General features: G+C 36.7%; 17 protein-coding genes. 3 read left to right on the forward strand and 14 right to left on the reverse strand.

Annotation, left to right across the window (positions count from 1 at the left end):
- Nucleotides 1-70: 70 nt before the first annotated feature.
- From PFY10_06795 to PFY10_06830, 8 genes are all read right to left on the reverse strand, one after another.
- Nucleotides 71-331, reverse strand: coding sequence for a hypothetical protein (locus PFY10_06795; protein WBV58149.1), 261 nt, complete (start codon nt 329-331; stop codon nt 71-73).
- A 100-nt stretch (nt 332-431) separates the two neighbouring features.
- Nucleotides 432-3,092: a glycoside hydrolase family 3 C-terminal domain-containing protein gene (locus tag PFY10_06800; GenBank protein WBV58150.1), complete on the reverse strand. Its 2,661-nt coding sequence runs from the start codon at nt 3,090-3,092 to the stop codon at nt 432-434.
- The gene (locus PFY10_06805; protein WBV58151.1) at nt 3,092-4,534 is read right to left on the reverse strand and encodes an alpha-L-fucosidase; all 1,443 of its coding nucleotides are present in this window, start codon (nt 4,532-4,534) and stop codon (nt 3,092-3,094) included. Before PFY10_06805 ends, PFY10_06800 begins: the two co-directional genes overlap by 1 nt.
- A 183-nt stretch (nt 4,535-4,717) precedes the next feature.
- Entirely contained in the window at nt 4,718-5,611 is an 894-nt protein-coding gene (locus PFY10_06810) for a TIGR01777 family oxidoreductase (protein ID WBV58152.1), read from the reverse strand.
- Between the two features lie 40 nt (nt 5,612-5,651).
- Nucleotides 5,652-6,356, reverse strand: a complete 705-nt coding sequence (locus tag PFY10_06815) for a DUF2071 domain-containing protein (protein WBV58153.1) — start codon at nt 6,354-6,356, stop codon at nt 5,652-5,654.
- Nucleotides 6,353-6,802 (reverse strand): SRPBCC family protein, encoded by a 450-nt coding sequence (locus PFY10_06820; protein WBV58154.1) that lies wholly within the window; start codon nt 6,800-6,802, stop codon nt 6,353-6,355. The genes PFY10_06815 and PFY10_06820 overlap by 4 nt, the downstream gene beginning before the upstream one ends.
- The gene (locus PFY10_06825; protein ID WBV58155.1) at nt 6,795-7,607 is read right to left on the reverse strand and encodes a hypothetical protein; all 813 of its coding nucleotides are present in this window, start codon (nt 7,605-7,607) and stop codon (nt 6,795-6,797) included. The genes PFY10_06820 and PFY10_06825 overlap by 8 nt, the downstream gene beginning before the upstream one ends.
- 142 nt (nt 7,608-7,749) lie before the next feature.
- On the reverse strand, nt 7,750-8,253 hold the full coding sequence (locus PFY10_06830) for a transcriptional regulator (GenBank protein WBV58156.1): 504 nt from the start codon (nt 8,251-8,253) through the stop codon (nt 7,750-7,752).
- Nucleotides 8,254-8,463: 210 nt separating this feature from the next.
- Between PFY10_06830 and PFY10_06835 the strand changes: the two genes are divergently transcribed.
- Nucleotides 8,464-9,666: an aminopeptidase gene (locus PFY10_06835; protein WBV58157.1), complete on the forward strand. Its 1,203-nt coding sequence runs from the start codon at nt 8,464-8,466 to the stop codon at nt 9,664-9,666.
- Between the two features lie 179 nt (nt 9,667-9,845).
- Nucleotides 9,846-10,007 (forward strand): hypothetical protein, encoded by a 162-nt coding sequence (locus PFY10_06840; protein ID WBV58158.1) that lies wholly within the window; start codon nt 9,846-9,848, stop codon nt 10,005-10,007.
- A 139-nt stretch (nt 10,008-10,146) separates the two neighbouring features.
- Here PFY10_06840 and PFY10_06845 read toward each other — a convergent pair whose 3' ends face one another.
- Nucleotides 10,147-12,579, reverse strand: coding sequence for a thiamine pyrophosphate-dependent enzyme (locus PFY10_06845; GenBank protein WBV58159.1), 2,433 nt, complete (start codon nt 12,577-12,579; stop codon nt 10,147-10,149).
- A gap of 137 nt (nt 12,580-12,716) precedes the next feature.
- On the opposite strand from PFY10_06845, the gene PFY10_06850 reads away from it, so the two are divergent.
- A complete protein-coding gene (locus tag PFY10_06850) occupies nt 12,717-13,010 on the forward strand; it encodes a hypothetical protein (GenBank protein ID WBV58160.1) in 294 nt (97 codons plus the stop codon).
- A 212-nt stretch (nt 13,011-13,222) separates the two neighbouring features.
- Here the strand turns inward: PFY10_06850 and PFY10_06855 are convergent, their stop codons facing one another.
- The 5 genes from PFY10_06855 to queA all read right to left on the reverse strand — a co-directional run bounded on the left by PFY10_06855 (nt 13,223) and on the right by queA (nt 18,469).
- On the reverse strand, nt 13,223-14,200 hold the full coding sequence (locus PFY10_06855; GenBank protein ID WBV58161.1) for a polyprenyl synthetase family protein: 978 nt from the start codon (nt 14,198-14,200) through the stop codon (nt 13,223-13,225).
- A 74-nt stretch (nt 14,201-14,274) separates the two neighbouring features.
- Nucleotides 14,275-15,153, reverse strand: a complete 879-nt coding sequence (locus PFY10_06860; protein WBV58162.1) for a hypothetical protein — start codon at nt 15,151-15,153, stop codon at nt 14,275-14,277.
- A 130-nt stretch (nt 15,154-15,283) separates the two neighbouring features.
- Nucleotides 15,284-16,210 carry a sterol desaturase family protein gene (locus tag PFY10_06865; protein WBV58163.1) on the reverse strand — a complete coding sequence of 309 codons (927 nt, stop codon included), beginning with the start codon at nt 16,208-16,210 and terminating at the stop codon, nt 15,284-15,286.
- Between the two features lie 75 nt (nt 16,211-16,285).
- Nucleotides 16,286-17,320 (reverse strand): 23S rRNA (adenine(2503)-C(2))-methyltransferase RlmN, encoded by a 1,035-nt coding sequence (gene rlmN / locus PFY10_06870; protein WBV58164.1) that lies wholly within the window; start codon nt 17,318-17,320, stop codon nt 16,286-16,288.
- A 99-nt stretch (nt 17,321-17,419) separates the two neighbouring features.
- Nucleotides 17,420-18,469, reverse strand: coding sequence for a tRNA preQ1(34) S-adenosylmethionine ribosyltransferase-isomerase QueA (queA, locus tag PFY10_06875; protein WBV58165.1), 1,050 nt, complete (start codon nt 18,467-18,469; stop codon nt 17,420-17,422).
- Nucleotides 18,470-18,529: the final 60 nt, after the last annotated feature.

An 18,529-nucleotide genomic window follows, 5' to 3' on the forward strand; every position in this document is an offset into this window, starting at 1 on the left:
TTTTAAAATAACATAATAAAAAAGAGCAGGTATTTCCTGCTCTTTTGAGTCGTATATAAATTCCGGAGTACTATAGTTTTTTCAGTAATTTTTTTTCAATCCTGTATTTTTCATCCAAAGCCTTTAACTGGTCTCTTTTCATCTTTTTGGTAGCCAGCGGATGGTTCAAAATAAGTTTCCTTTCCCGATTGTATTTTCTTTCCAGCTCTTGCGATTTCTTTTCTATCAATTCGGTTCTCGAAGGATGTGGCGGAGGTGCCGGGCGCCTCTGAGCCTGGACATTCATCGATAAACCTATTAATACTACTGTTGTTATAAAAAACTTGTTCATGACCTTTACTTTTGTGAATGATTTTAATAAAAAAATATGATTCAATTAAATTCATTCAGGTTCGGAGTAAATATTACATATATCATACCACAATCTTAAATTACTGAACTTCAACATCCTGCTTTAAAGTCAGATTTTTGGAAGAGTTCCCAATCATAATACGGTAAGTCCCCTTTTCTACGGTCCAGTTCATTTTCTCATCCAAAAACTTCAGATCTTTTACTGGAACTTCTATATATACCTTCTTTAATTCTCCCGGTTTCAGATATACTTTCTGAAATCCTTTTAATTCAAGAACAGGTCTGGAAACTGAAGCCAATTTATCTCTTACATAGAGTTGGACAACTTCGCTTCCACTCACCTTTCCGGTATTTTTAATAGTAACCTTTGCAATAATGGTATCGTTTGTGTGATATTGGGTCTTGTTCAATTGTAAATCCGAAATCTCAAAAGTCGTATAGCTCAATCCATATCCAAAGGGATACAATGGCTCGCCACTCAGGTCATAATAATCATTTCCCCTGCCGGTAGGATGATGGTTATACGTTAACGGAAGCTGCCCTTCTTCCTGTGGAAACGTAACCGGCAGTTTTCCGGATGGGTTTTCGTCCCCAAAAAGAACTTTTGCGATTGCATTTCCCCCTTGCTCTCCAGCATACCATACATCTAAAATAGCTCCGACCTCATCTTTCCACTTTGTTGTTTTTATTGCTGAACCTCCGACTAAGACCACGGTAGTCGGTTTACTTAACTTCGACACCTGATGAATAAAGTCTTCCTGATTTCCGGGAAGGGCTAAAGATGAGCGATCCTGAAACTCACCTTCATGAATTCCTGCGGCGACAATAATATGATCTGCCGTTTTTGCCAGTTCTAAGGCTTCATTAAAATTCTTTTTCTGATCTTCTACACCATAATTCCATATCAGTTCTATATGAGCTTCGCCCCTGTTTTCTTTAAATTCGATCTGAAGATCATAACTTTTATTTTTAACAAAATCTATTTCTGTGGTTTGAGTGGAATAGCTTAGCTTTTCCCACTGATCTACAACCAGTTTACCGTCCAGATATAACCTGAAACCATCATTTCCACGAAGCCCCAACCGATATTTGCCTGAATCCGGAGCTTTTAATTGCCCGGTCCAACGCACACTGTAATTATCCGGCTGAAGCTTTTCCACATCAGGAGAATACAAAGTCCATTTAAAATTAATCTGTTCATCTTGTCTTTCAAATGCAGGATTTCCTTTGAATTCACTATTTGAAAAATAAAATCCTTTCAAGCCCTTTCGGTTTCCAAAAGATAAAAATTCAGCGGAAACAGTCAGTACATCTTTCACATTGCGCTCAAGTCCTTTAGCATATACTACCTCAATCCCTTTCTTTGAGCAAAAGTTCTTAATGCCTTCCAATATACTCACCTTATGATTTCCCGGTCCTGAATACCCGCCTAATCTAGCTTCCGTCGCATCAGCCCCTACTAAAAGGATTCTTTTTGCATTTCCGGAAACAGGGAGTGTGTTGTTTTTGTTCTGAAGCAAAACAAAAGACTCTATTGCAGCTTTTTCTGCAAGACTTGCATAATTAAGCTTTTTTAAGCCCTCAATATCTTTATCGGATATGTATGGATCGTCAAATAACCCGAGTTCGAATTTAGCCCTCAGTACCCGCGAAACAGCATCATCTATTCTCTCCTGAGATATTCTTCCGTCCAGGAATGGTGGAATAAATAATCGGTAATGCTTGTAATCAGTCTGAAAAATTACGTCCAGACCTGCATTAATTGCCTGAGCTGAGGCATCCTCATAATCTTTTGCCGTAAAATGCAATACATTAGCACCACCAACTGCACTTGCATCACTGATTACAAATCCTTTAAAATTCCATTCTTTTTTCAATTTTTCTGATAACAACCAGTGGTTTGCTGTGGCAGGTCTTCCATCCAGCAAATTATAAGAAGTCATTACAGATCTGCTTTTTCCCTCTGTAAATGCTTTAAAAAACGGAATAAGGTGGGTTTCTTCCAGATATCTTTTGCTCCAGTGGATAGGATAAGAATCTCTTCCTCCCTCCCCCACGTTCGCAAGAAAATGTTTCGGCGTCGTAATGATTCCTGTATTTTCAAATGAGCTCACAAAACCGGTTCCCATCACGGAGGTCAAAAACGGGTCCTCTCCATATGTTTCCTCTGTTCTGCCCCATCTCACATCACTAGCCAAATTAACTACAGGAGTTAAGATCTGACGGATTCCCCTCAGTTTCGATTCTTTTGCAATCGCCATGGAGACTTCCTTCATCAGCCCTGGATTAAAAGAAGAAGATAAAGCAATGGCTTGAGGAAAGGCCGTAGCGCCTTCTCTCATTAAACCGTGTAAAGCTTCATCAAATGGAATAATCGGAATTCCCAATCTTGATTCTTCAATAAAATATTTCTGAATACTATTGATTTTTCTCGCCAGTCTCTCTGCATCCTCATCTGCATTATATTTTAGCATTTGTCCTGCTGCACCATCTCCTTGATTGGTGGCACTCACCTGTAATCCAAAAATCCCATGCCGGTACTGATCTTTGGAAACATGATCCAGGTCTCCGGGAATCATAAAACACTGCCAGAACTTTTCTTCAGGCGTCATTCTTTTGAGCAGATCCTGAACCCTTAGCTCAACAGGTTGTTTTGAATCTTTATACAGTGGTTTTTGAGCGGAAACAAAGCTTAGACTTAATAGCAAAGCGATTCCTGGAAATCGAAAACGGAACTTCATTATTTCTGTAGTTGAATTACAGTTGAATACATAAGCTGTTTGTGTTCTGAAGGCAGGTGTACCTCAATCCTGTTTCCTTTCTGCTTCCACTGTATCTTCGAATCAATACCCAGAATTTTCAGGGATTTAGGGGTAAAGTTTTCAGGGACTGAAAAACTCAGGTCAGAAGGAGCTGCATAACTTGTTTTTTCATCGGTATGGAATACATTCACCGTTTTTCCATCTTTGCTCGTGGTGTAATAAAAGTCCCCTTCATGAAAAGGAGCCAAGGTTCTTGTTGCAAAAACAGCTGCCCCATTCTTATCCATCCATCCGGATATTTCTTTCAGCCTTTCATATACCACAGCATCATAATCCCCATTAGGACCGGGAGCAATATTCATCAGATAGTTTCCTCCTCTTGAAATGATTTTAATGAGGGTTTCAATGATCTTTTGGGAGGACTTATAATGATCATTAGGTACGTAAGAAAAAGAATCTCCCATGGTAATACAGCTTTCCCAGGGAATTGAAAGAGGCTGATCGGGCACTGCCTGTTCCGGAGTTACATAATTTTCCCATTTTCCGGGAACTGTACGGTCTACGATAATGATTCCCGGTTGGTTTTTCCGGGCCATATTACCAATCTTATCCATATCGATATCCTGTTCCACCTTAATGGTTCTTTGCCATTCTATAGCAGGATCAATTGTTTTAAAGGGACGCACCCATCCACCATCCAGCCACAGTATATCTATTTTACCATAATTTGAAGTAATCTCATTGAGCTGATTCCAGGTAAACTTCTTAAAGCGTTCCCATCTTTCCGGATATTTTTTAGGATCATAATTTACATTCCGGTCTTTTGGAGGAAAGTAAGGCCACCAATAATCATCGGAATGCCAGTCGGGTTTAGAAAAATAAGCTCCGATCTTAAATCCTTCTTTACGGAATGTGGTAAAAATTTCTTGTACAACATCTGCTTTGGGATTTTTAGAAAAAGGAGTTTTAGCAGACGTTATTTTGTAATCAGATTCTTTCGTATCAAACATGGAAAATCCATCATGGTGCTTCGTTGTAAAAACTACATATTTCATTCCCGCTTTTTTAGCTGCATCAGCCCACTTCCGGGGATTAAACTGAGTTGGATTGAATGTTGTCTGAAGATTTTCATAATTCTTCACATATTCATTATATGTTTCTCCGTGTTCAGGCTTACGCTGGGTCCACGATTCGTCTTCCGGGCATAGACTCCAGCTTTCTACAATTCCCCATTGGCTGTAGGTTCCCCAATGCATAAACAGTCCGAATTTAAGATCCTGCCATTCTTCCAGGTTTTTCACAACCAAAGGGTCCGTTGGCTTCTCATAGCCTTTTGAAACATTATGGGCCTGTGAAAGAAAGGTTGCCGATATGAAAAGTGATGAAAGAAAAAAGGTTTTAGTTTTTTGTGGAATCAGCATAAAAAATACTTTTTGCTAATGTAATCATCCTGCTGTAAACTCGCAAAAATTACTTCCCTGTATGAGTCCTGATGAGTAACTTCAGAGCTTTTAAACATTCAGGGTTTTTAAAAATATTTTCTCCCCACGGATGAAATTTCTGTTTTTAGCTTATTAAAACTAATCCTTTATGGATTTTCTAACCTAGATAAGTTTCTGTAAGGCAGAATCAATATCAGGATAGAGGAATTGAAAGCCATTTTTCATAAGTATTTCTGGATATACATTTCTGCTTTTAAGTAATAATTCTGTTTCTGTATTGAGAAATACAGACGCCAGTTCCAGTTGCCACACAGGGGAATTAATTCCAAACGGAATTCGTAAACGTTTCCGTAGTTTTTTCATTAATTCTTCATTAGTTAAAGGCTGAGGAGCGGTCACATTAACACAACCTGAAATGTATTCATGATGTATGATCCATTCAATGGCACGACAAAAATCATCAATATGAATCCAGCTAATATGCTGATTCCCTCTTCCCTGTCTTCCTCCTAACCCTAGTTTTGTAACCTGACAAAGTTTTGGGAAAGCTCCTCCGTTTTTCCCCATTACTATAGAAGTACGTAACGCCACTTTCCTTATCTCATCATGATGCACGGCAAAGAATTCCTTTTCCCAGCTTTTACAGATATTCATCGAAAAATCATCTCCTATAACTCCGTTTTCTTCTGTATTCAGATTCTTTTCAGAGTGCACATAAATGGTTGCCGAACTTGCATTCAACCATATTTTCGGTTTGTCAGTGCATTGGTCTACCGCTTTTTGAAGAACTCTTGTACTTTCAATTCTTGAGGAATAAATTTCTTTTTTGTTTTTATCATTATACCTGCAGTCAACAGATTTCCCCGTAAGATTGATCAGGACATCACAGCTCTCAAGCTTATGTGACCACTCACCGATATGGGTTGCATCCCAATACATTTCGTGTTCATGTTTAGGGTTTCTGGTTAAAATATAGACCTGATTTCCATTAGCACGGAAATACTCTTTCAGGTTTTCACCAAGAAATCCTGTACCGCCTGCAATAATGATTTTCATAAATTTAGGGTTTAGAGGGTTAATTATTCTGAACTCCGTTTCAGATAATATATTTTTTTATTTTTACTTTAATCTCGGAACCTTCTGCAAGCATTACAGACAGAGGATCCTGAATGTTCAAAAATTTAAAATCTTTTCCGTAGATTCTTTCAAAATCTATCTTCAACTGATGATCTTTTACCAGATAATATTTCCATTGAGGGTGGCAAACTTCATACTCGGAAGTCTTGTTATCATTTTTTGTAAATCCGTAATAGTGTTCGGTAATGAACTCAAATTCAGAATCAGATTCCATAGGAAGTGCCTGAAGATCTGCAGTAATTTCCATAGAATGCCATGTTTTATCTTTCCATGAATATGTAACCAACATTTCGTGTTCCTTTTTTGCTATTGCGTTTTTCATCGGCAGCGTTTTATAATTTTCATTATAGATAGCATTTGCAATAAAGCTTAAGGCCGGTTTCGGAACAATCTCTTTAATAAAGACCACTCCTCTTTTCCATGCATTATTTTCTCTTTTTTTCACATAAAACCTAAGGTTAACTTCCTCAAAGTTGCGGTGAAAAGGGATGCGTAAACCGAGTAATCTGGTATTTAAAAACATAAATCCGACAAGACTTATATAGCATTTCCCTTTATAGAAATCAAGTTCCGTACCTTCAGGAAGGTATTTTATCAGTATTTCAGGATCTATTTCATAATTGATGATCGCCAGTTTGCGCCATTCAGCTTTTAAAAAGTTCATAATTCTGCATTTTTTTTGATGATTTCATTTCTTTTTACTAAAAAATCTTTGAGGTAATCTTTAAGAAAAAAATAATTGAACAGCATACCGATCATTCCCAAAGGAGATTCAAATTCGAAAATATCGGTCATGATCGTGTAATTTCCTTCCTGTTTGAAAAGGTGTTGATGCTTTAATGATTTAAAAGTTCCTTTCAGCATAACATCAGTAAACTCCAGAGGCTTTTCCATACTGATTATTTTTGAAGTGTGCGTGTGATATATTCCCAGATGCTTTGCACGCCATGTTACCGTTTCATTCAGTTCAATAAGTCCGTGCATACGTCCGGCAATAGCTTTCTCGTCTGTACCGGATGTTGATTGCTGATGCAGATCAATATCCCTTGATAGATCAAAAACTTTACAGATGTCTGCCTTAATGATTGTTTTTAAATAAATTCTAGACATAGTAATACAATAAAGTGATCAAGACAATAGTTCTGTAAATAATCCAACTTATGGACGGAATAAAATTCAATTCCAATATTTTGCAACGTCTTATGTGCTCTAGAAGCATCATGAAAACCACAATTCCAAAGTAAAAAATATAAAATAGAGAATTGAATTCTGTAAAGAGAACAGGCAATAAAAGCAGGGTCCCGATCAGGAAAACAGCCATCATATTTCCGATATAATCCCATATTTTATCTTTCAGGTAGGCCTTTAAAAAAACAGTTTGCCAAGCGATCTGCCCTAAACAAATGGCCAATTCCCTTAAAAAATTCCGGCTAAAACCAAATCCCGTTTTTGTAACAAATACACTTAAAATACAGGAGGAAAAAATCACCACAAACAGGATGTATCCGATCCTGTACTTCATGTTAAAATCGGGAACACATGACTCTTCTGTATAAGGTTTAGATGATGGAATAATCTGCTTTCTGTTATATGACACAAAAGAATATAACTTTCTGAAAAACCAGTAAAAAGGTTGTATTCTCGCTATCTTCTCCAATACCGGAAATGAGTTTCCAATAATAGCAAGCAGGCTGTCCAGACCGTATATCACTTCATTTGTGCTATGATCAATCAACGCAATTTCATTTTTTGCCCGCTTATAATCAATAACCGATCTGCTCTTAACACTCAATTCACTAAAAGCCTCTCTCCCATTTTCATCAAGCATTCCACATTGTATAAAACCTTTAGAGTAAATATTACACATAGGACATTCATTGTCGTAGATGAGGGTCTGGTTCTTTAGAGTTTTCATATCCTTAATTTTAAAATGATTTTCTTTTCGAGAAGTACAAAATCAAAAACAAATGAATGATTAAATTTTTCATAATTATTATATTTTCAATAATTTTTGAAAGTTTATTTGAAATAAAAAAGGAACACTGTCCTTTTTAGCCTTATTTTAATAGATTCGTGATCTTTCCTACCAACCAATGATCATCACTTTTGATCGCGAGATCCATGATATTATTAATCTTTCCCGTAACCGAACTAAAATCTTCCATCAACTTAATAAACTCTTTGGCTTCATCAGAATCACGGTCTTCAATATTCTTTAATTCTTCTAAAAAAGAAATTACCGGTTCGATTTCCCTTTTTCTTCTTTCTTTTGTGATTTGCTTAAACAGAAACCACACATCTTTTTCAGCAATGAAATACTCTTTCCGGTCTCCTTTTACAAATTCCTTTTTTACAATTCCCCAGTCCATGAGAGCCCGTAAATTCATATTGGCATTTCCTCTTGAAATTTCAAGCTGCTCCATTACCTCATCTGTTGATAATGGCTTTCCACTTGCCAAAAGCAATGCATGAACCTGCGCCATTGTACGGTTAATCCCCCAATTGGTAGCAAATGTTCCCCATGTCTGAATATATTTTTCCTTCGCCTCTGAAAGTTGCATATTGATCTCTTTTTGAATTTCTATTACAAATGTAATAATAATTTTCGAACTTTCAATAATTTTTGAAAATTAAATTTAAAGTTTTTATCTTGATTATGGTAACATAGAATTCCTGCTTTTTCACCCAAATAACTCCAATTTAAAATTTAACCTTTTCCTTTGTAACAAATCTTGTATTACAACGACTATTCAATAATAATCTTTTTAGTAATGAAATATAACAAAATTGCCTCATTACTTTTTGTTTTGTCTGCAGGAAGTATGATGTTCGCACAGGATGACTTGATCAACAAGTTGAAAAACAATCAATCCCAAAATGCTAACTTTAAATTTACGACTCTTAAAGATGTTGGTGCTACTTCAGTAAAAAACCAGGGATCTTCAGGAACGTGCTGGAGCTACTCGGGGAACTCTTTTCTTGAGTCTGAAATGCAGCGTATGGGTAAAAAACCTGTAGACCTGGCAGAAATCTTTACCGCAAGAAACTCTTACCATGACAAAGCAAAATTATATGTTTTAAATAACGGAGCTATCAGTTGGGGAGACGGAGGTGAATTGCACGATGTAATCAATATGTACAAAAAGTACGGTGCAGTTCCTCAGGAAGTGTATACAGGATTGAAAGCCGGACAAACCACCAACAACTTCAAGGAAATGCAGGGTAAATTAAAGACTGTATTAGATAGTTTGGTTCAGGCTTCATCTAAAGGAAAACTTTCCGACAACTGGATGTCTTCTGTTGATGTTATTCTGGATGAGTACCTTGGAAAAGTTCCGACTAACTTTACATATGAGGGGAAATCCTACACTCCGAAAACATTTGCTAAGGAGGTCGTAGGAATCAATCCTGAAGATTATGTAGAATTATCTTCTTACAAAGATTATCCTTATTTCCAGAAATTTGTAAACCCGATTCCTGATAACTGGAGCCATGATTCTGACTGGAATATTCCGATGACAGATATGACTGCAATTGTTGACAATGCAATTTCAAAAGGATATTCTGTAGGTTGGGCAACAGATGTATCTGAGCCTTATTTTTCATATAAAAACGGAGTGGCTTATGTTCCGGATGTAGATCTTGACCAGATCACTCCTGAAGTAAAAAAAGAATTGTTTACAGAGCCTAAAAAAGACAAAGCGATCACAGAAGATATGCGTCAGAAAGCTCTTAACAACCTTTCAACCACGGATGACCATGGTATGCATATCGTAGGTTTAGCAAAAGATCAAAGCGGAAAAGAATATTATATGGTAAAGAACTCATGGGGTGTTACCAATGATTTTGAAGGATATATCTATGTAACAAGACCATACGTTGAATATAAGTCGACTGCTATTCTTGTACATAAGAATGCCATTCCAAAAAATATTTTAAGACAATTAAAACCTACCAAAAATATCGGTTTATAATTAACAAAATCACTTTGTCATTTGATGACAATTTTAAATATTTAATCGGTTAAAAAACAGCTTCTGTAAACCAGAAGCTGTTTTATAATATGTATAAGAACTATTTGATTAGTCATAAATCCAATAAGAGTGAAACCAAAACTGTTATATTTGTAATCTAATCAACAAATTAAAGCAATATGAAAAATTCAAAAAAATTATCCAAATCTGAATTAAAAAGAATTAGTGGTGGAAATCCACCGGACTGCACAGAAGGAATAGCTTGTTATCATCGTCCCAAAAACGGATTTCCGGGTTACTGGACATGTAATGCAGGATCAAGCAGTTGTCCCGAAGATTAATTGATTCTACAGCTAAAATCCCCAAATTTTCCGGGGATTTTTTGTATAATAAATTTCTGAATTAAAATTAAATGAAATCAATAATGCAAAAAAAAGCTTCCGGGTAACCCGGAAGCTTTTTTGTATATTTTTTTTGTCCTTAGAATATCGCCGGATATTTTTGAGGATTGGTTTCATTAAACATCGCATAGATCTTTTCTACCATATCATCTGCAGAAGGTTTGCTAAAATAATCTCCATCACTTGCATAAGCAGGACGGTGGTCATTTGCGGCAATTGTTAAAGGATCAGAATCAAGATATCTGAAAGCTTTTTGCTTCTCCAAAATCTGCTGTAGAATAAATGCTGAAGTTCCTCCTTCCACATCTTCATCGATCACCACCAATCTGTTGGTTTTCTTCACACTCTCAGCAATTTCGTTTGTTAAATCAAAAGGAATTAAAGACTGAACATCAATAACCTCTGAAGAAATTCCTAATTTCTCCAGCTCTTCTGCTGCCTCCATTACAATTCTCCATGTAGACCCATAGGTTACTAACGTTACATCCTTTCCTTCTTTCGTTACTTCAATCTTCCCGACAGGAACAGTAAACTCTCCCAGGTTATCAGGCTGCTTCTCTTTTAAACGGTAGCCATTCAGACACTCAACAATTACTGCCGGATCATCACTCTGAAGCATTGTATTATAGAATCCTGCAGCTTTTGTAAGGTTTCTTGGTACTAGTACCAGAATCCCTTTTGAAAGATTAAGAATTCCTGCCATCGGAGAACCTGAATGCCATACCCCTTCTAATCTGTGCCCTCTTGTTCTGATAATTACGGGTGCTTTCTGCCCTCCTTTTGTTCTGTACTGAACTGTTGCCAGATCATCACTCATTCCCTGCAGGCAGTATAGGATATAGTCTAAATACTGGATCTCGGCAATCGGTCTCAGACCTCTCATTGCCATACCGATTCCCTGGCCTAAAATAGTCGCTTCACGGATTCCCGTATCTGCAACACGAACTTCACCATATTTCTCCTGCATTCCTTCAAGTCCCTGGTTTACATCACCGATGTTTCCGGCATCTTCTCCAAATACAAGGGTTTCAGGATATTTTTCAAAAATTTTATCAAAGTTGTTTCTTACCACTACTCTTCCATCCACATCTTCTGAGCTGTCTGAATATACAGGCTTGATCTCTTTAACGTTTTCGGCCTTCCACTGAGACTGAGAATACAGATGAGAAGAATAGTTGTCTTTTTCTACTTCCAGGATCTCATTGTACTTCTGTATTAACTGGTTTCTTTCAGGAGTATTGGTTCCTCTTATTGCCAGTAAAGACATTCTTACCAAGTGGAAGATATCTTTTTTAGCTTTTGAGACTAATTTATTAAAATGAGTAATGTAATTTTCTATTTCTGCATTTTGACCTTTAAGGTTTTCCACCAAAGGTAAAACTGCTTTTGACAGGTCTGAAATGGTTTTCTGATAGTTTTCCCAAGCCAGTTTCTGTCCGGCTTTTACTGTCTTTTTAGCTTCGTCATCGATGGCATCCAGCTCTTCTGCTGTTGCAATCACCTCTTCTTTACCTTCAATTTCAATGGAATAGTTGAGAATCCACTCTCTGAACTTGACCAACCCGTCAAAATCTGCTTCCCATGAAAGACGTTCTTCATTCTTATATCTTTCGTGAGATCCTGAAGTAGAGTGCCCTTGTGGTTGCGTAACTTCAATGACGTGAACAACTACAGGAACACTTTCAGTTCTTGCAAAATGTTCAGCTCTTGCGTAGGCATCCAATAATGCAGGATAATCCCACGCTTTTACCTGAATGATCTCGCATCCCTGATTTTCTCCTTCTTTTCTTTGGAAACCACTTAGCATTTCAGAGATATCCGCCTTTGCTCTCTGGTTTTTAGTAGGAACAGAAATCCCGTACCCATCATCCCAGATCGAAACGATCATCGGTACCTGAAGCGCACAAGCCGCATTCAGAGTTTCCCAAAAATGGCCTTCTGCTGTGGAAGCATCGCCAATTGTTCCGAAAGCTATTTCATTTCCATTGTTTGAAAACTTTTCAGAACCTTCAAATTGTACTGATTTATATATTTTAGAAGCCTGAGCTAACCCTAATAATCTAGGCATTTGTCCTGCTGTAGGAGAAATATCAGAAGAAATATTCTTTTGAGCCATAAGGTTTTTCCAGCTCCCGTCCTCATGTAAGCTTCTCGTTGCGAAATGCCCGTTCATCTGTCTTCCTGCTGATGCCGGCTCTCTTTCTACGCTGGTATCTGCATATAGCTGTGCAAAAAAGCTTTCAACCGTTAACGCATTGACGGACAAAGCAAAGGTCTGATCCCTGTAATATCCTGAACGGAAGTCGCCATTTCTGAAAACTTTCGCCATTGCCAGCTGTGGTAATTCTTTACCGTCACCGAAGATCCCGAATTTAGCTTTTCCTGTAAGAACTTCTCTTCTCCCCAGGTAAGACATTTCACGAGAGATTCTCCCTAATTTATAGTCTTCAAGTATTTGATTTTTAAAATCTTGAAAGGAAATCTTCTGTGTTTCAATATAGGTTGTTTGCATAGCCAAATATAAAAATTTTTAGTTCTAGAAGTATTTTGCTAATATACACTTTTTAAATTAATTTTAATTTTTAATAATCTTTTTTAAAAATTTGATAATAAGGCAAATTGTGTTTTATTTTAAATAAATTTGTATAAATGGAAAAAAAATCACCTCATATATTAAATGCATCCAGCAATCTTTTAGGATTTTCTCTGATTATAATCACTTCATTGAAAATCACTAAAATCAGTGGTAGTACGTATCTGGACGAATTTGCAGGGGTTGCTTGTATACTTTTTGCCTGCAGTTGTTTTTTTTCATTTCTGGCCATCAGAACGAAGAATGAAAAAAGAGAAACCAAGTTTGAGAACATTGCGGATTATTTATTTTTAATTGCTTTATTCTGCATAGTCCTGGCAGTTATTATCGTAACCATAAGAATAATGTAATCATTTATCCCGAATTGAAAGATAAACATTAAGTAGAGTTGAATATAAATGAATATTTAGGCCATATAATCAAATTCACTTTATTTTAAGATAATCTGATTATAAAAGCATTTATAGAATTTCCCAACGGATGGCAATTACAGAGAACAATAACAGGAAAAAACCGCTTTAAGGATTAATTATTTACGGGAGATAAAAAAGTACCGACCCTTTTAGAATTTTCTTTCGATCACATAATCCAGCATGCTGTGGAGTGATCTTTTAGCATCTGAATCGGGGAATTCATTAAGCAGGTCTTTTGCTTTTTGCTGGAAATCTTTCATTACACTGATAGCATAATCCAGACCACCCGAGCTTTTAACAAAAGCGATAAGCTCTTTTACACGCTTCTGATCATTATTATAGCGTTTGATCGTATTGAGATAGTATTTTCTGTCTTTTTCACTTGCTATTGTAAGGGTATGGATCAAAGGAAGTGTCATTTTCTGTTCCTTAATATCAATCCCCACCGGTTTCCCGATAACATTTGAACTTAGATAATCGAACAGGTCATCTTTAATCTGAAAAGCCATTCCGGTATAAGTTCCAAAGTCCTGCATTCTTTTTGCGAGCTTTTCATCAGCGTTATTTGACAAAACACCTATTTCGCAACAGGCGGCAATCAGGGTTGCTGTTTTCTGACGGATAATTTCATAATAAACATCTTCAGTAATATCAAGCTTTCTGGCTTTTTCCAATTGAAGAAGCTCTCCTTCAGACATTTCCCTTATGGTCCTTGAAATAACAGAAAGTAAATCATAATCTTTATGGTCGGTAGACAACAGAACTGATTTCGATAAGAGATAATCCCCAACCAATACTGCAATTTTATTCTTCCATAAAGCATTAATAGAGAAAAAATTCCTTCTTTTAAAACTTTCATCCACTACATCATCATGGACCAACGTTGCGGTATGGATCAACTCTATCATCGAGGCTCCGCGATAGGTCTTTTCTGTAACTTCACCTACCAACTTTGCGCAAAGAAATACAAACATAGGACGCATCTGCTTCCCCTTGGTCGTAACAATGAAACGTGTCACTTTATCCAGTAAAGGAACTTTACTTTGCATAGATTCATAAAACTTTTGTTCAAAAAGTTTCATTTCTTCATTGATCGGTTGCTTGATTTCTTCTACGATGTTTGCCACAATCTGTGAGTGATGGGTAAATAATAATTAATATTCACAAAGATAATTTTTTTCAGGCAATTTTAGTAGAAAATTCAATCTTTGAATTCTTCTTTTGGAATAAAATACAGACTCTGCTTTACAGTTCCGAGTGGATAACGGAATTTCTCCCCGGAAATATAGACGCCTTTTTCATCTACGGCAATTCCTTCGATCTGCCCGATTGAGGTGGCACTTCCCAGATAATAGTGCTTTAATCTCTCTTTAAAAAAGATTCCCGGTTCAGTTTCATTAAAAATATCAAGGAAAACTTCTGTTTTTTTGGTGTATCCAACCAAATAGAGTTTATGATCAAAATAAGCAGCATCGCTTACTACAAAATCTGTTTTATAAGTTTCTATTTTTTCAGCTTTCTGCAATTCATCCGCCTCTGGATCGATGGTATAATGTGAGGTAGCTTTTGCGGACCATTCTTTGGTAAAAATATGCAGTTTACCATTCAAATAAATCATAGCTTCCGCATCGAAATCATTATTGGTGTTTTTGGGGACAAATTCTTTTTGTTCAGGATAATAAAAAGAAAGGGTTCTAATATAGTCGTTTTCCATTCTGCCATTAGAAAAAGGAACTTTATAAATTTCAAGGTCTTTTCTAGTTCCTGTATTATTTCCAAAATCTCCGATATAGAAATGAGAGTCATCATGAGTAAGCGCTTCCCAATCTTTATTTTTAGCTTTAATTTTCAGGATATTCAACACCTTTCCTGAGCCCTTGTCTATTTCAAAAAGCTCCGGGCTATTACCACTATCATTAAAAGTATAAAGTTTACCATTAAAGAAATCCAATCCGGATGTTTCTTTAACCTCATCTTCTAAAAAGGCTTTTCTGTACCTTTTTATTTTAAGAAAATCTGTCTGTTGGGAAAACGAAGTCTGAAAAAACAGAAATACAAAGATGAGGATAACCTTTTTCATTGAATAAAAATACTAATTTACCGGTTTAGCACAGCAAAATTGATGCTGTAAACAATGCACTTATCATATTGCTAAAATAAAACGGGCTTTTGGGCCCGTTTTACTGATTAAAAAAGTTGTTTGAAAAAATTTATGCTGACTTTTTATGTTGTTTGCGGATTTTCCTTGCAAAGTAATCTTTCTGATATTGCCTTACCGTCTTTCCTGTACCGTCATGTCTCCAGCCGGGAGAATTGAAAATATAATTGATCCGGTCTGAGAATTTCAATCCCGGTTGTTTGATATCTTTCCATATTTTTCGCCATTCATAGAACAGTACCGTATCAGGTCTGTCATCGGGCATTTTAGGGTATATCCCGTATTTCACAGGAATATTAGGATCCTCTTTTTCAAAAGTCCCGAACATTTTATCCCAGATGATCAGGCACATTCCCATATTTCTATCGAGATATTTGATGTTGCATGCATGATGTACACGGTGATGGGATGGAGTCACCAGAATATGTTCCAGGAAACCCATCTTTTTTACCGTTTGCGTATGAACCCATGTTCCATATACCTGTCCGATAGCGTACACTACCATAATATGCCATGGATTGAATCCTAAAAAGGCAAGCGGAGAAAAATAGAGGTACCGGTACAACGGTTGTAAAACAGGACTCCTGAATCCCGTTGTCAGGTTAAAGTATTCGGAATTGTGGTGGGTAATATGAACTGCCCAGAAAGCCCTGGAATGATGGTCTACATAATGAAGCACATAATATGCAAAATCCGTGATAACAAAGCAGATCAGCCAGTACCAGATGGTGAAATCCCAAGAGAAAAGACGGTGATTGTAAAAGAAAAACATCACTCCCATTGCAAAAACCTTCATTACCAGATCCAAACCAAAATTCAGAAGAGCTAAAAAAACGCTTGTTGCTACATCTTTTTTATTATATAGTTTAGCCTCGGAAACGTGGCTATAAATCATTTCAGCTAAAATTACGGTGGCATGAAAGGGAATTGCCCAGGCATAGACATTTTCTAGTCCATCTTCGCCCAAAAAGTAATTCATCGTTACTAATTTTTGTACAAAGGTAGGACATTCTGAAAATCAGAGTCCCATTTTGGATAATTTTTTAAGGAAATTTTAATCGGTCGTCTTATTGGCCAATTGTCCGCATGCGGCATCAATATCTCCACCTCTGCTTTTTCTGATCATTACTGTGATACCTGCATTTTCAAGCTGACGAACATAATTTTCTTCTGCCTGTTTATTGCACTGGTCATATTTACCATCACCGATCGGATTGTACTGGATAAGATTAACTTTGGAAGGAACCTGCTTGCAATATTTGATCAGCGCTTTGATATCTTCATCACCATCATTAATGCCTTTCCACACACAATATTCAAAAGTGATCACGTTGCCGGTCTTTTTGTACCAGTATTGAAGAGCCTCCATAATATCAGTTAAAGGAAACTTATCTGAAAAAGGCATGATTTCGTTTCTCTTGGATTCTATTGCAGAGTGAAGCGATAATGCCAGTTTTACCCTAAGGTCATCATCGGCAAGCATCTTGATCATCTTTGGAATCCCGGAAGTAGAAACCGTAATTCTCCTTGGAGACATCCCCAGACCTTCAGGCTGGGTAATTTTCCGGATCGCTTCTACCACATTTTTGTAATTCATCATTGGCTCTCCCATTCCCATAAAAACGATATTGGTAAGAGGGCGGTCGAAATACATTTTGCTTTGACTGTCAATAAGTGCAACCTGATCCACGATCTCGGCGACTTCAAGATTTCGCATTCTTTTTAGTCTTGCAGTAGCACAGAATTCACAGTTTAACGAACATCCTACCTGTGAGGAAACACAAGCGGTAGTTCTTGTTTCAGTAGGAATCAGAACAGATTCTACCATAAGACCATCGTGAAGTTTCACCCCATTTTTAATGGTTCCATCCTTACTTTTCTGAAGCAGGTCCACAGATACCGGATTGATGGTATATTCTGCTGAAATTCTGTCACGAAGCTGTTTTGAAAGATTGGTCATCTCATCAATAGAATGGAGGTTTTTACTCCACAACCAGTCATAAACCTGTTTCGCGCGAAATGGTTTTTCTCCTAAAGTCAAAAAGTAGTCTTTAAGCTGGTCCAGTGATAAAGTTCGAATATCTTTCAAAATAGAGTTGAGTATAGATTTAAATTATAAATTTTAGATTAAAATCCCCAAACGAAGTTAGGGCTTAATCTAAAATTTATAATCTATCATTTAAAATTATTATAAAATAAGCATTGCGTCCCCGTAAGAATAGAACTTATACTTTTCTTTTACGGCTTCTTCATATGCATGCATTACAAAATCTCTTCCAGCAAATGCCGCAATCATCATAATTAATGTAGATTTTGGAGTGTGGAAGTTTGTAATCATTGAGTTGGCTACTCCGAATTCATGAGGCGGATAGATGAATTTATTTGTCCACCCGTTGAACGCAGAGATTTTTTTGTTGGAAGAAACAGAAGTTTCCAATGCTCTCATTGTTGTAGTTCCTACAGCACATACTCTTCTGTGTCCTTCTACTGCCCTGTTGATGATTGCAGCATTTTTCTCATCAATGATGATTTCTTCAGATTCCATTTTGTGCTTGGAAAGATCTTCAACCTCGATCGGGTTAAATGTTCCCAGACCTACGTGAAGAGTTACTTCTGCAAAATCGATTCCTTTGATCTCCAATCTCTTCATCAGATGTTTGGAGAAGTGTAATCCTGCAGTCGGTGCTGCTACTGCTCCTTCTACTTTTGCATAGATCGTCTGGTATCTTTCAGCATCTTCGGGCTCTACAGCTCTTTTGATATATTTTGGCAGCGGAGTTTCTCCTAATTCTTTTAATTTTGTTCTGAACTCTTCATAAGAACCATCGAATAAGAATCTTAAAGTTCTTCCTCTTGAAGTGGTATTATCGATAACCTCAGCTACCAAAGATTCATCTTCTGTAAAGAACAATTTGTTTCCAATTCTGATTTTTCTTGCAGGATCTACCAATACGTCCCAAACACGTGTTTCTTTATCAAGCTCTCTTAAAAGGAATACCTCAATCTTAGCACCTGTCTTTTCTTTATTTCCATAAAGACGCGCAGGGAAAACTTTAGTATTATTGAAAATAAACAAGTCCTTCTCATCGAAATAATCCACTACATCTTTAAACAACTTGTGTTCTATAGTTTCGGTTTTTCTGTTAAGAACCATAAGTCTGGCATCATCTCTATGCTCGGACGGGTGTTCTGCCAATAGTTCATCAGGAAGGTCAAAATTAAAATCGGATGTTTTCATTTTTTTAAATTACGGTTTAAAAATTATTGAAATTACTGGTGTAATTTTCGGTGTGCAAAT

The sequence above is a fragment of the Chryseobacterium daecheongense genome, assembly GCA_027920525.1.
Lineage (GTDB): Bacteria > Bacteroidota > Bacteroidia > Flavobacteriales > Weeksellaceae > Chryseobacterium > Chryseobacterium proteolyticum.